Origin of the sequence: Methanopyrus sp. SNP6, from assembly GCF_002201895.1 — an archaeon.
In the GTDB taxonomy this organism is placed as follows: domain Archaea; phylum JAADCQ01; class Methanopyri; order Methanopyrales; family Methanopyraceae; genus Methanopyrus.
In genome coordinates, this window is the sequence record NZ_CP019436.1 from 149,720 (window position 1) to 163,375 (window position 13,656).

Genomic DNA, 13,656 nt, shown 5'->3' on the forward strand with positions numbered 1-13,656 from the left:
CGTGAGGTGGAGGGGATCGGCAGGGCCGAGAGTACCGAAGAAGATGTGATACTCACCGAGCGCGGGGAGGAGTTCTTCGGTAGGGCTCATGAGAGCGCAGAGGAAGCCGAGACCATTCCTCAGGAGGTCACCTGGGTAGAGGAGCCCGGAGAGTGGGAGGAGTGGAGACCCAGGAGGTTACCGACGGTTCCGCTACCTAAGGAGTACCTCATCGTAGCCGCCGTGGCTATCGGCCTGTTAGTGGCGGCGCTACTGTATTACGCGAGGTGATCACGGACTTCCTCGGCGATAACGCGGGCGAGCTCCGGCGGCACCGACTCTCCTACCTGGTCGTACTGCGTCTCGTACCCTCCTTCGAACACGTGATCGTCGGGATAACTCATCAGCCGGGCTTGCTCCCTGACGGTAAGCAGTCGGTCCTCGAACGGGTGTATGAACCTGGACCCACCCATCACAGTAGGGGCCGGCTTGAAGGGGTGCAGCCTGAGCCAGTTCTTGAAGCTACCTCTAGCCCCTCTTATGACGCTCAGGGCCTCCCCCCACCTAAGGCGTCGGATCCTTCGGAGCTTCCTCTTGGACATGGGGCGCAGTTCGTGGTTGGGAATCTCCGAGTCAGGGCTGGGGAGATTTCCGATAGCTTCCCACACAGTTTTCGGCCGTTCCGCTGTGGGTTCGGGGTCTATTCTTACGTTTGAAATGAAGACGCGGCGCCGATACGAAGGTACCTCGTAATGTACCGCTTGGAGTACGTTGAAGTGTATCCTCTCGTATCCAACACGTGCGAACTCCTTCCTCAACGCTTTTTCTAAAGGCCCCTCCATGATTGCGGGGACGTTCTCCATGACGAAAACCTCGGGCTGGAGGTCACCGATAATCCTCACGAAGTGGAGTACTAACCTGCCTACGGGATCGTCGTAGAGTCGATCCAGCGGGTTAGGTTTCCGATCCGCGTTGGCGGCTGTGAACGGCTCGCAGGGCGGCCCTCCAATAATCACATCCGGTTCGCCTAACTCGTCCACGATTTCCTCCGAGTCGACCCGCTGGATATCACGCTCGATCACCTCGGCTTTCGGGAAGTTCTTCCGATATGTCGCGGCCGGCGCGGGGTTGTTCTCAACACCTCCCAAGACCTTGAACCCAGCTTCCCTGAAACCCCTAGAGAAACCGCCGGCTCCGCAGAATAGATCCACCACTCTCGGCTTCAACGGATCACCCCCAGTCGAGTTCTACTCAACACCCGCCGGTAGACGCCCCATAAATAAGAGGTAGTGGCCGGACTACTCCGACCATGCGAATCGCATGATCATATCAATCGGGGGATGTGAAGCGTGCGCGGGGTACCGATCGCAATAGGGATCCTATCAGTAGTAGTGATCGCGGCGGCCGCCGGTTACTACTACACGTCCTCGAACCAGCTCACGGTGTTCGCTGCGGCCAGCCTGAAGAAACCACTCACCAAGCTCGCGAAGCAGTACGAGAAGGAAAAAGGCGTTAAGGTAGCCCTCAACTTCGGTCCATCCGGAGGACTGACTGCGCAGATACTCCAAGGGCAGAAGTGCGACCTGTTCTTCTCCGCGGATTGGAAGTACGTGGTCAAGCTCCAGAAGGCCGGCAAGACTATCAAGACTAAGAAATTCCTGAAGGACTACCTCGTTCTGGTGGTATCCAAGACGGGCAAGGAGAAAGGCATCAAGGACGTCGAGGACATCACAAAGCCTGGCGTCACGGTTGCCGTGGCTGACCCGAAGGCACCTGTCGGTGAGTACACACAGCGCGCGCTGAAGAAGCTCGGACTCTGGGACACTATCGTGAAAAACGGGAACCTGAAGGCCAGACCTGGTACCGTCAACCAGGTCGCCACGATGGTGAAGAACGACCAGATCGATGCAGGTTTCGTCTATCGGAGTGTGGCAGTCGGCTTCGGTCTGCCGATCGTGCAGATGTTCCCTCACTCCCTGACTGGGCCGATAATCTGGGGAGCGGCCGTCATCAAGGGAGGTAACGAACGGCTCGCAGAGGACTTCCTGAACTACTGTCTCGAGCACATCGACGAGTTCAAGAAGTACGGGTGGAGTCCAGCATGATCGGGAGGTACGAAATCCTGAGTACTCTGTTCCCTCCCCTGTTCTTCGTATTCATAGTGTTCCCGTTGGTAGCACTGACCATGAACCTAACGCCCCAAGGGATAGCGTGGGCGTTCAGTGATCCCTACTTCTGGTCCGCCACGTTCAACACGGTGCTCTGCGCTGTCGCAGCCGCCGCCGTGGGTGTGGTGATCGCGATAGGGTTTGGCTACTATCATCTGTTCAAGCGAAACTCGGTGATCTACAGGGTAGCGGACTTCCTAAACGACCTACCCATCGCCTTGCCGCACACCGTAGCAGGACTAGCGTTACTGTTGGCGTTCGGTCGCAACTATTTCGGATGGTTGGGTGAGAACGGGCTCGCGTTCACTTTGATCGCAGTAGTCCTCGCCATGCTCTTCGTATCGTACCCGCTAGCGGCCAGGACCGTACAGTCGGGTGTCGAGGAACTAGGACGTGAGCTCGTGGACGTCGCCCGCACACTCGGTGACGAACCGCCAAAGGCCTACATACGAGTGGTCGTACCTGCTCTGCGGGAGGCGCTGCTCGGCGGTTTCCTACTAGGGTTCTCCAGATCCCTGAGCGAGTTCGCCACGGTGATCATGTTCGGAGGTAACCTTCCAGGTAAGACACAGGTACTCGCGTCGTACGTGTTCACCCGGGTGGAAGCAGGAGATCTAGAAGTCGCCGTCGCCGCCAGCGTGTTCTGTATGGTCCTATCGCTGACCATGGTCGCGTTAGTGCGCTCGGTAACAGGGGGACTTCGCCGTGCTGAGGGTTGAGGGAGTCGAGTTCTCCTACGGAGACCGGGAGGTCCTACGCGGTGTCGACCTGGAAGTAAAGCCCGGTAAAGTACGGGTACTCTTCGGTCCCAACGGGAGCGGTAAGTCCACGCTCCTCAAGATCGTCGCCGGCATTCTGAAGCCCGACAAGGGTCGCGTGATCATCGGAGAGGAAGACGTCACCGACCTCCCACCCGAGGAGCGCCACGTTGGGTATGTCCCACAGCAACCTGCGCTGTTCCCACACATGACCGTCAAGGACAACATCACGTACTCCCTCCACAACGGTCGCGGCGATCCCGATCGACTGGACGAACTCGTGGAGCTCCTCGGACTGAAGGAATACCTCGATCTGAAGCCCGACGAGCTCAGCGGCGGGTACCAGAGTCGGGTATCACTCGCTCGAGCTCTATTCTCCGATCCGAAGGTGATGCTTCTGGATGAGCCTCTCAGCGACGTCGACCTGGCCGTGAAGACGGACCTCGTCCCGAAGTTCCGCGAGGTACTGAAGGAAACGGGCGTACCCGCCCTGTACGTCACGCACGACCCATGGGAAGCCGAGCGTATCGGTGACACCTTCACGGTTTTAGTAGGGGGTAAGGCGATGGATGTGGGTTCAGTGGACGAGGCGCTCGAGAAGTTGAAACGGGGTGTGGAAAGTGTCAAAGCGTAAGTACAAGGGCTTCGTGTACGCAGACGATCTGGCCAAGCCCGAGGAGTTCATCCAATTCCTACGACGCTTCGTTTCACCTCCGGAACCCGAGACCGTGGAAGTAGGGTCCGAACTTTCAGGACGCGTGCTCGCGGAAGACGTTCGTGCGGAGCGTCCCTCTCCACCTTTCACCCGGTCCGCTATGGATGGGTATGCCGTGAGATCCGAAGACACCGAGCCCGGAACCAAGTTGAAAGTCGTGGGCAAGTCTAGGATAGGAGAAGGGACCGACGTCGAGGTCGGTCCGGGAGAGGCAGTGTACGTCGACACCGGAGCTCCGATTCCGGAGGGTGCGGACGCCGTCATCCCCGTAGAGTTCGTGGAACGCGACGGTAACGAGATAATTGTGGAGAAAAGCGTCGATCCGGGGGACAACCTGGATCCGGCCGGCTGCTACGTCGAGGAGGAAGAAGTTCTCTACCGGTCCGGCCATCTCGTCGAGCCCGTGGACGTCGGAGTGATGCTCGAACACGGAGTGGAGGAAGTGGATGTCCACAGACCCCTGCGTGTCTCGGTCGTAGTAACCGGAAACGAGCTCGTCCACCGTCCATCAGAGCTGGAGAGTGAGACGCAGGTTGTGGATTGTATCGGCCCAGTGCTCACCGCGGAACTCGAGAACATGGGCTGTGTCGAGGTAGTAGGGATGAGCTTGGTCAAGGATGATCCGGAAGAGATCCGTGAGACAGTGAAGGACTACGCCGATTGCTCCGACGTAGTTCTGATCACTGGAGGATCCTCGGTTGGGGAGAGAGACCATGTCAAGGACATACTGGACGACACGTTCGATGCCTTCATCCACGGGATCAGAGCCCGGCCCGGGCGTCCATTTGGTATCGCCGTACGGGAGGGAACCGTCGCCTTCACCCTGCCAGGATGGCCCACCTCGTGTTACTCTACTTTCCGGGTTTGGGTGATACCTTCGCTACTCATGCTGGCCGGAGCGGACCCGTTAGTGGTCGGTTTCGAGGCAGAAGCCTCCGGGATCAAATCCAAACGCGAGGTCGGCGTGATAGCACGTGTTCGTCTTTCCGATGGTGTCGAGAAGATGTCCAAGGACCGTCCCAGTCACTTCGCGCTGTTTCGGGAGACCGACGGCTTCGCCCTCGTTCCTCCCGGAGGCTCGGAGCGTGCTCTGATTCTCCCGCTGCGCGGGTTCCTTAACTTGTTCGATGAGGTAGAACGTAGGTTCTGAAGGTGTCCACCGGTCGTCCACTCGTCCCCACCGACCCCACTTATTTAATTCCTAACTCCGAGGCGGGCGTGGAGACTAGTGGGGGTCGCGGGTTGGTAGAGATAATCATCCGCGAGGAACGCTGTCACGGATGCGGTAACTGCGTGATCGCTTGCCCAGTCAACGCTTGTAATTCTCCAAATGCATGGGGTGGAAAGGGTCCCGAAGATGGTGAAGATGTGGTGATCAAGGTCGTGAACGGGACAGTCTCGGTGATTAACGAGGACTTGTGCGAGGCATGCATGACTTGCGAACTCGCTTGTCCCGTGGACGCTATCGAAATCAAAACGTAGGGGAGCCACGGGGAATGGTCGAATTCATCCTGCTCACGGGTCGAACGATCTGGCAGGGCGAAGCTATCGAAACCGACAAAGCTGGCGAGATTTACCCTAACGCCACTGCAATATGCTACTTCAATCCAAAGGACATGAGAGAGCTCGGCATTAGCGAAGGTGATCCCGTTAAGGTCAAGTCCAAATACGGTAAAGTAATCGTACGGGCTAAAGCTGCGGACACCGACGTGCCGCCTCGCGGTGTGGTTTTCATCCCGATGGGTCCCTGGGCAAATAAAGTCGTAGATCCGAACACCAAGAGCACGGGAATGCCTGGTTTCAAGGGGATAAAAGTCGAAATAGAACCCACTGATGATGAGCCGATCGAAGATATGTCAGAATTCATGCGCTCCGAGTACCTCTCTGAATAACTCGCGGTAACTTGACAGCTGGTCATTTTCATCTTCATCGAATATCAACATCGGCTACAACTGAAAGGGGGTGAAAAAATGGCGAGGAAAGTAATCAGGGACGTGGTTTGTCCGTTCTGTGGTACGTTGTGTGATGATTTGGAGGTGGTCGTGGAGGACGGTGAGATCGTGGAGGTTCGGCATGCTTGTAGGATTGGTGCTGCGAAGTTCTTGAGTGCGCAGGAGGAGCATCGTCATACGGAACCGATGATCAGGGAGAATGGAGAGTGGAAGAAGATTGACTACGAGGATGCTGCGGAAGAAGCGGCTAGGATACTCGTTGAGGCTAAGTTACCGATCCTGTACGGTTGGTCCGCGACGTTGGTAGAGGCACAGGAGAAGGGTGTTGAACTAGCAGAACTAGTCGGTGGCGTCATCGACAACACGGCCTCAGTGTGACACGGTCCTTCGGTGTTGGGGTTGCAGGATGTTGGTGTTCCGGGGTGTACGTTGGGTGAGGTGAAGAACAGGGCTGATACGGTGATTTACTGGGGTTGTAATCCGATGCATGCTCATCCGCGGCATATGAGTCGGTATCCAGTGTTTGCTAGGGGTTATTTCAGGCCGAAGGGTCGTGGGGATCGTACTGTGATCGTCGTTGACCCGCGGAGGACTGCCACGTCTAGACTGGCTGACGTTTACATACAAGTCAAGCCGAACGAGGATTACGAGTTAATCAGCGCGCTTCGAATGGCTGTTCATGGGCTTGAAATCGAGCGTGAGAAAGTGGCTGGAGTACCGGTAGAACTAGTCTACGAGGTCGCTGACTTGCTCAAGGAGGCTAGCTTTGGTACACTATTCTGGGGAATGGGTTTGACAATGTCTCGCGGTAGGCATCGGAACATTGATAATGCAATCTGCCTAATCAGGGATTTGAACGAGTACTCGAAGTGGACTCTAATCATGATGCGAGGTCATTACAATGTGACTGGGTTCAATGAAGTACTAGCATGGACGACGGGATACCCGTACGCTGTAGACTTCACTAGAGGATACCCGCGGTATAACCCGGGTGAAACGAGTACTGTAGACTTACTAATCAGAGGAGAAGCCGACGCGATGATGGTCATCGCAAGCGACCCAGGCGCACACTTCCCACAAAAAGCAGTAGAACACATGGCTAGAATACCACTCGTATGCATCGACCCACACTGGACGCCAACAGCAGAACTCTCAGACTTATACATACCAGTAGCCATCGCGGGCATAGAATGGGAAGGAACCGCCTACAGAATGGACGCAGTACCAATCAGAATGAAGAAAATAACCGAACCACCAGAACAAATACCCAACGACAAACAAATCCTACAAATGATAATAGAGAAAATAGAGGAGATGTAAGCCCGGGCCGCCCCACGGGGCGAACCCCGTCCCCGGGGAGCCCCGTGGGGTGAAGCGGGGGCAAGTCCCCCGCGGCCCGGGCCCTTCCACCTCGTATTCCTTGGGGTGAGTCCGTATGGAATACCGATGCCCGTACTGCGGCTCACATTCCTGCGTGAACGAATCCGTTCTATCGTTATTCTTCCGAGCGTCCGAACGTGTCGCGAGGTACATGGTTGAGGAGCGAGACGACGTGGATGAAGATCCAAACTTCCGTCCCTCGTTCGGTGAAGTTGGGGTCTGTAAGGAGACTTCCAAGCGTATATGGACGTGTCCGTACTGTCACTCCCTCACCCCGGAGCTAGAATCAGATGGGATGACAGCACGATGTCCCGAATGCGGGCGGGAGGCCAACGTGGCGCCTTCCCGCCGTAAGATCGTGTGTTAAACTCCGTACGGGGTTGGGGGGATCCGATTGGCTAAGGAGCTCCTGATTAAGAACGCGTGCGTGTACGACCCTTTTAACGGGATCGAGGGCGAGGTCATGGATATAGGTGTCAAGGATGGCAAGATAGTCGATCCGTCGGAAGTAGACGAATCCAAAGCGAAGGTCATCGACGCTGAAGGTCGTCTGACCATGGCCGGAGGCGTCGACATACACTCCCACGTGGCCGGCCCTAAAGTCAACGTGGGTCGTATATTTAGACCGGAGGACAGCCGTCGCCTGCAGATAGCAACCAAGAAACTTGGAACACGCTCCGGTACGGGCTTTTCGGTTCCGTCGACCACGATCACGGGATATTTGTACGCTCAGATGGGATACACCACCGTGATGGAGGCTGCCACTCCGCCGCTACTGACCAGGCACACCCACGAGGAGATTAAGGACACCCCGATCCTGGACGAAGGCGCGTACACACTGATGGCTAATAACTGGATCCTATACGAGTACATCAAGGAGGGTGAGCTGGAGAAGGCAGCCGCGTACGCCGCCTGGCTACTCCGAGCGACTAAAGGTTTCGTGATTAAGATGGTGAACCCCGGAGGTACCGAGGCTTGGGGATGGGGCGAGAACGTCCATAGCCTGGACGATCCAGTACCATACTTCGAGATCACCCCGGCCGAAATCTACGAGAACTACGTAAAGATCAACGAGATGCTAGGTTTACCACACTCGATACACATCCATCCGAACCTGCTCGGCGAGCCCGGTAACTACGGGATAACGACGGACAGCTGGGACGTAATCAAGAATACGGGTGTAGAACCGAACCCCGAAATAGGTGAGCGTGAGCAGATCGCACACAACACACACGTACAGTTTCATTCGTACGGCGGTGATTCGTGGCCCACTTTCGAGTCGAAGGCAGATGAAATCGCGAAGTACCTGAACAAGAACGACCATATGACGGTCGACCTGGGCGCGGTCACCCTGGACGAGACCACGACTATGACCGCAGACGGTCCGCTCGAATGGGAGCTACATGAGCTGACAGGCTTCAAGTGGGCAAACTACGACGTCGAGCTCGAGACGGGATCGGGCGTTGTACCGTTCATCTACAGCCCGAAGAACCCCGTGCACTCGGTTCAGTGGGCTATCGGTTTGGAGATCGCACTACTAACCGAGAATCCATGGCAAGTCGTGATCTCGACGGACCACCCGAACGCTGGTCCGTTCATCCGGTACCCGAGGATCATCGCGTGGCTGATGAGTGAACCGTACCGTGAGGAGTGGATCGAGAACATGCACCCGTGGGTGGGTCAGCGCGCAGCGATCGCGACCATCGACCGCGAGTACACATGGACCGATATCGCGATCACGACCCGAGCCGCCCCAGCGAAGATGTTGGGTCTCTCGGACCGTATCGGACACCTTGGTGAGGGAGCTTACGCGCACATCGCCATTTACGACATCAAACCCGACGAGGTGGATCCTTCTCGGGACTATGAGGAAGTGGAGAGGGCGTTCGAACAGGCGTGGCTCGTGGTGAAGGATGGGAAGATAGTAGTTCAGGAAGGTATGGTGGTGAACGAGCCCGTCGGGCGTACTTACTGGGTCGATGTTAAGGTCCCGGAGGATCTGCTCGAAGAAGTCAAGGAGGATCTCAAGACGAAGTTTCGGAAGTATTACTCGGTCAATATGGGTAGCTATGAGGTTCAGGACGTGTACATACCGAAGGAGGAGCGAATTGAAATCGACGCCCGCGATCGCCTCTCGTAAATATTATTTTCCTTGGGGGTACCCCTGTTGAAGGAGGTCGTGCTGACGCCGAAAGGAGAACCGGACGTACCAATCGAGGCCGAGGTTATATGTACGGACGAGTTCGCGGGTAAGTCCGAGGACGAGATCGCAGCGCTGAAGATATACGAAGGTAACTCGACCGTCGAGCTCGGCGAGTACTTCGACGTGGAGGGGAATGCGGGCGACTCGCCTGAGAACACCAGGATCGTGATCGAAGGAGACGTACCCTGGGTTAAGTTGATAGGGTACAGGATGAGCGCCGGCGAGATTCTAGTTAAGGGAGATATCGGACGGCACGCGGGTGCCGAGATGAAAGGAGGTAAGCTGGTCGTGGAGGGGGATGCCGACGACTGGCTCGGTCGGGAGATGAAGGGCGGGGAGATCACGGTGTACGGAAACGCTGGGAACTACGTGGGTTCCTCGTATCGAGGTGAGTGGCGTGGGATGAGCGGTGGCTGTATCCTAGTGAAAGGGGACGTTGGCGACGAGATCGGAGAGTGGATGTCTGACGGGAAAATCATCGTGGAGGGCGACGCAGGCATAATGATAGGAATCCACATGCAGGGAGGTACCATCATCGTGAGAGGAGACGTCGGAGCGCGTCCCGGCGCCCAGATGGAGGGAGGGACCGTCGTCGTCTGCGGCCGCGCCGAGGACGTACTGCCCAGCTTCCGATACGAAGGACTCCGAGAAGATCCGATGGGGGAAACCGGAACCTTCCATCTCTTCACGGGCGATTACGCGAACGGACCTAAGGTCGAGGGTGAACTGTACTTAAACGCAACGCTCAACGAGGTACCGTGAGCTCCGCCCCCACGACCTGTATCGTTATTTCCCCCTTAACGAACCCCCCGGGGATCGTCGACGTGAAGACGCTCCGAATGTCCCCCGAAGAGTTACTGAGGTACTTCCGAGAGAAGGTAGAAGAAGGGGATCAGTTAGAGCTCAACTACGCGTTCGTGCACGTACCCGGTGAAGTTGTTAAAATCACCAGGTACCGCCTCCATCTGTACGTCGAGTCCGAGGTAGCACCAGGAATTCGGCGCTACGACCTGGAAGATATATGCTCGATGATGCTGGAGGTAGTTCACAAGCCTAAGGCTGGGGAACCCGTCAAGATAGTCGTCGAGGGGACCGACGAGAGTCCGAGTATGAACATACTGTAATTCCCACGTGGCAGCCGTGTGTACTAGTCCTCAACACCGGAAATGTTAAGCTAAAGTTAAAATATATCAACTAAGGTTGTGTTGAAGGGCACACCAGTTGAGGAGAACTACCGCGCTACTGGCCCTGCTAGCGGCGCTCGTAGGACAAGCATCGGCTGTTTCTGTGAGTCCTCAGCTTACCCTCGACACGGAGATGAAATGGGATCAGCAACAGGGCAGGTACGTGGACTCCGACGTGGCCGCCAGGGACGGTTACTACTACCAAGTCAAAGGGCCGGCCGTGGCAGTGGATAGTGCCGGTACGGTACTAGTAGCTTGGGAGGAATGGTCCGAGAACGGCAACGTGGTCGGTAAGATCGGCTTGAGAACTCCATCGGGTAGTGCTGCTTATGTGACCCCGGAATCCGGCCACGTCGATTTCGCACCGGCTCTTGTGAGCTACGGTCATGGTAAGTTCCTCCTGGCCGTGACGGAGGTGCCGCAGGACAACTTAGCCACTCAGGATTACGGCGAGCTTCTGGTGTACAATGTCAGTGTCTCTGGTGATCAGATTTCGATGGATTCCCAACCGGTCCAAGTGGACGGGAACGCCGCGTATCCGCACATGGTATACCTCGGATCGGACAATGATGGTAACGAGTATGTGGCGATCGTGTACGAGAAGTGGAACGGTGGGAGTGGTAACGTCGTTCTACAGGTGCTCAAGATATACACGAACGGGAACATCACCCCGGTCTTGGGTCAGCCGCTAGTCATCGCGGAAGGAGTGTGCAAGGACTACGTCAAGGACGGCGTTCACTATTTCGGACACGCCAGACCCGTAGCATCGGTGTACCAACAGGGCGGCTCTAAGTACCTCGTGGTGGTACTGACGGACTACTCGCAAGCGAGCCCCAACGTGACCAGCTGGGGCTTCTATGGCGAGTGGAAGGGGTGCAAAGTGAAGGCGTACGTGGTGGATCTTCCAGCCGATCTATCGACGATCGGTGAATTGAACCAGGAGGACGTTCACGAGGTACAAGGATCACTATCGACCTCCGATAACACCAACGAGTGCCCGTGGGTGTGCGACAACGTGGTAGTGTACCGGGTCGGATCGCTCTGGGGAGGGATGTCGGGAGACACCACAATCCCGGACATCAACGCCGCGCTGATAGTGAATTCAGGTGATGGGAACTGGACGTTCTCGTCGGACACCACGATCTACCGCCGTATCTACACGCAGACGGGCCCCACAGTAGCCAAGGTTTACACGGACAACGGCACGTCGTACTACTTATCGGTGTTCGCGGATAACAGTGGCGGTTTTGGTAGGGAACGATTGGCGGGCGTCCTGTTCCGTGTCAAAGATGGCAAGATCCAGGTGATCGCGCAGTACGACCTCACTGGGTTCGGTAGTGGGTATTATTACTACTGTCCGGCCTTAGCCACGGTCAATAGCGAGTACAAGAACGCCGAGTTGGTCGTAGCCTGCTACAAGGGTGACAGTGGGAGCCGCGGCCATAGTATCGGCGACGCCGTCATACTGACGGTAGGCATCGGTGATCCCGTCGACGAGTTCATGTCGTCGGCCGCCGAGCTGCTCAACAACCTGACTGGTACCATGGATGTCGTGAACAACGCGATTTTCAACAGCTACTCAGGGCTCAAGAAGAAGGTCTCCGACCTGGAGAAGAAGGCGAACGAGCTGATACAGACCGCTCAGGAGTTGAAGCATACTGTAGAGAATCTCGAAGGACGCGTGAAGAAGCTGGAGCAGAAGCTCGAGCGTAGGAAGGTCGCGATATCACCGATGGCGGTATTGGCGGCGATACTGACACTGGCGGCGTACAGGAGGTATAGCCGGTAACAGAACCGGCAAACCCTTCCTTGACCCCTCTCTCCTGTTCGTTTCCATCCCTCCTGACACGGTCTCACTCCTGGACACTTCGCTCCCGCTCGGTTTCGTTATTTTCCCGTAAAACAGCTCCGGGTTCAGGTAAGCCTCGAGTGCCCGCATAGCGTAGGCCGTAGCCCATATCGACGCCGGTTCGTAGCTAGCTCCACTATCAGTTGACATCACATTCCGGGCCGGCCACGGCCAAGCTCCGTACCACTCCGGGTGTTCGGTCCCTCGGTACTGCTGGGATACGAGCCACTCGACGGTGGCGTGAATGTTGTACTTCGGATCCGTCACGAGGTCCCGGAGCTTGCGTCTGCCCACCGGCGTGCAGATTTCCGCGTCCGTCGCGACGTCGAACCACAGAGCCTTCAGCAGTGCCAAACTCAGGACGTTCCCTGTAACGGTCGTCTCCGGCGATCCCTGCGCCTCTAGGTAAGCCGAGGAGTACGCCCACGCGGGACCTCGACCGTGATTTCCAACTACCCACGCTATCCCGGACTTCTCGCTGTTGAAGAGCCACTCGATACCATTGCGGATGGCATTTAGGATCCGATCGCGGTCCACGTGGAGTCCGAGCCTGTCCGCTTTCAGGTAGACGTCGATCAGCGTCGAGAGGATGTACGCCTGAGTGTCGGCCGAGTATTCCTGACACATCAGCCCGGAGTACCAAGACCCGTCGGGGTTTTGACTCTCCAGCATCCAGGAGACTCCCCGCTCGATGGCGCTTTTGATCCGCTCCACCGCACGGTCGTCGAGGCTCAGCAGATCCCGGTGTTCCAACGCCATCAACAACGCCGCGACCGCCGCACGAGTGTGCCACGGAGACCCCTCCCGTGATTCCTCTTTCTTCCTGCTCCAGCTACCATCCCCAAGTTGTTGGTCCAGAAGCCAGGTCAGTCCCCTGCGTACGGCGCTCACTAGCTCGCACTCCACACCCGAATCGTGTCGCCGCTCGATCTCATGGATCAGCAGCATGACCGCCGCCGCAGTGTCGCTAGTTTGACTACCCGAGTGGGTTATACCCCGATACGTCCATGCCTGCCCCCAACCACCGTCCTCGTTCTGGTTGTCTAGTACCCATCTGACGGCCTCCTCGGAAGCCTTAGGCCACTCCGATATCGGCGTCATCGCCGGCACACCGGCAGGTACCCTGTCGGCTAGTAATCCAGCGCGCTCAGCGCTCTCCAGCGTGGGATACGCCAGTGAGATCGCCTTCAGCTCGTATCCGAACGTCATCTGAGGGTTCCACAAGTGGATCGAAGCCAAGTAGGGACCGCCACGATCCGCGGTGATGAACCACCATACGGTGCCCGCTTTCACGGCGTCCGTACACTCCGTTTGGAGCTCCTTATACGGCTCCGCATTCCTCCAGTCCAGCGCTGTCGTCGGTGCGGCGGTTACCAGAACGGCTATCGCGGCAGCGAGGACGCACACCGCACCCACCCCTAACTACAACGTATGGTAGGAGTAAGAAATAAAAATTTAGTAATCACGC

General features: G+C 56.9%; 15 protein-coding genes. 13 read left to right on the top strand and 2 right to left on the bottom strand.

The annotated features are described in order from the left end of the window. Positions 1-6: 6 nt before the first annotated feature. The gene (locus BW921_RS00870) at positions 7-270 is read left to right on the top strand and encodes a hypothetical protein (protein WP_148688175.1); all 264 of its coding nucleotides are present in this window, start codon (positions 7-9) and stop codon (positions 268-270) included. Here the strand turns inward: BW921_RS00870 and BW921_RS00875 are convergent. Then, positions 258-1,205, bottom strand: coding sequence for a DNA cytosine methyltransferase (locus BW921_RS00875; protein WP_148688176.1), 948 nt, complete (start codon positions 1,203-1,205; stop codon positions 258-260). The genes BW921_RS00870 and BW921_RS00875 overlap by 13 nt on opposite strands. A 123-nt stretch (positions 1,206-1,328) precedes the next feature. Here BW921_RS00875 and modA point away from each other — a divergent pair, with 123 nt between their 5' ends. From modA to BW921_RS00935, 12 genes are all read left to right on the top strand, one after another. Continuing rightward, positions 1,329-2,084 carry a molybdate ABC transporter substrate-binding protein gene (gene modA, locus BW921_RS00880; protein ID WP_148688177.1) on the top strand — a complete coding sequence of 252 codons (756 nt, stop codon included), beginning with the start codon at positions 1,329-1,331 and terminating at the stop codon, positions 2,082-2,084. After that, positions 2,081-2,866: an ABC transporter permease gene (locus BW921_RS00885; RefSeq protein ID WP_210400475.1), complete on the top strand. Its 786-nt coding sequence runs from the start codon at positions 2,081-2,083 to the stop codon at positions 2,864-2,866. Before modA ends, BW921_RS00885 begins: the two co-directional genes overlap by 4 nt. Continuing rightward, on the top strand, positions 2,853-3,539 hold the full coding sequence (locus BW921_RS00890; protein ID WP_148688178.1) for an ABC transporter ATP-binding protein: 687 nt from the start codon (positions 2,853-2,855) through the stop codon (positions 3,537-3,539). Before BW921_RS00885 ends, BW921_RS00890 begins: the two co-directional genes overlap by 14 nt. Next, a complete protein-coding gene (locus tag BW921_RS00895) occupies positions 3,526-4,770 on the top strand; it encodes a molybdopterin molybdotransferase MoeA (RefSeq protein WP_168168609.1) in 1,245 nt (414 codons plus the stop codon). Before BW921_RS00890 ends, BW921_RS00895 begins: the two co-directional genes overlap by 14 nt. Positions 4,771-4,862: 92 nt before the next feature. Beyond that, positions 4,863-5,102, top strand: coding sequence for a 4Fe-4S binding protein (locus tag BW921_RS00900; RefSeq protein ID WP_088334659.1), 240 nt, complete (start codon positions 4,863-4,865; stop codon positions 5,100-5,102). Positions 5,103-5,116: 14 nt separating this feature from the next. Then, on the top strand, positions 5,117-5,512 hold the full coding sequence (gene fwdD, locus BW921_RS00905) for a tungsten-dependent formylmethanofuran dehydrogenase subunit FwdD (RefSeq protein WP_148688180.1): 396 nt from the start codon (positions 5,117-5,119) through the stop codon (positions 5,510-5,512). A gap of 78 nt (positions 5,513-5,590) precedes the next feature. Then, positions 5,591-6,892: a formylmethanofuran dehydrogenase subunit B gene (locus BW921_RS00910; protein WP_148688181.1), complete on the top strand. Its 1,302-nt coding sequence runs from the start codon at positions 5,591-5,593 to the stop codon at positions 6,890-6,892. A gap of 115 nt (positions 6,893-7,007) precedes the next feature. Further along, the gene (locus tag BW921_RS00915) at positions 7,008-7,319 is read left to right on the top strand and encodes a hypothetical protein (RefSeq protein WP_168168610.1); all 312 of its coding nucleotides are present in this window, start codon (positions 7,008-7,010) and stop codon (positions 7,317-7,319) included. A gap of 27 nt (positions 7,320-7,346) precedes the next feature. Beyond that, positions 7,347-9,092: a formylmethanofuran dehydrogenase subunit A gene (locus BW921_RS00920; RefSeq protein WP_148688183.1), complete on the top strand. Its 1,746-nt coding sequence runs from the start codon at positions 7,347-7,349 to the stop codon at positions 9,090-9,092. Between the two features lie 27 nt (positions 9,093-9,119). Beyond that, positions 9,120-9,917, top strand: coding sequence for a formylmethanofuran dehydrogenase subunit C (locus tag BW921_RS00925; protein ID WP_148688184.1), 798 nt, complete (start codon positions 9,120-9,122; stop codon positions 9,915-9,917). A 62-nt stretch (positions 9,918-9,979) separates the two neighbouring features. After that, on the top strand, positions 9,980-10,279 hold the full coding sequence (locus tag BW921_RS00930; RefSeq protein WP_148688185.1) for a DUF2097 domain-containing protein: 300 nt from the start codon (positions 9,980-9,982) through the stop codon (positions 10,277-10,279). Between the two features lie 97 nt (positions 10,280-10,376). Beyond that, positions 10,377-12,128 carry a hypothetical protein gene (locus tag BW921_RS00935; RefSeq protein WP_148688186.1) on the top strand — a complete coding sequence of 584 codons (1,752 nt, stop codon included), beginning with the start codon at positions 10,377-10,379 and terminating at the stop codon, positions 12,126-12,128. Here the strand turns inward: BW921_RS00935 and BW921_RS00940 are convergent. Further along, positions 12,066-13,595, bottom strand: a complete 1,530-nt coding sequence (locus BW921_RS00940) for a prenyltransferase/squalene oxidase repeat-containing protein (RefSeq protein WP_148688187.1) — start codon at positions 13,593-13,595, stop codon at positions 12,066-12,068. The genes BW921_RS00935 and BW921_RS00940 overlap by 63 nt on opposite strands. Between the last annotated feature and the right edge of the window lie 61 nt (positions 13,596-13,656).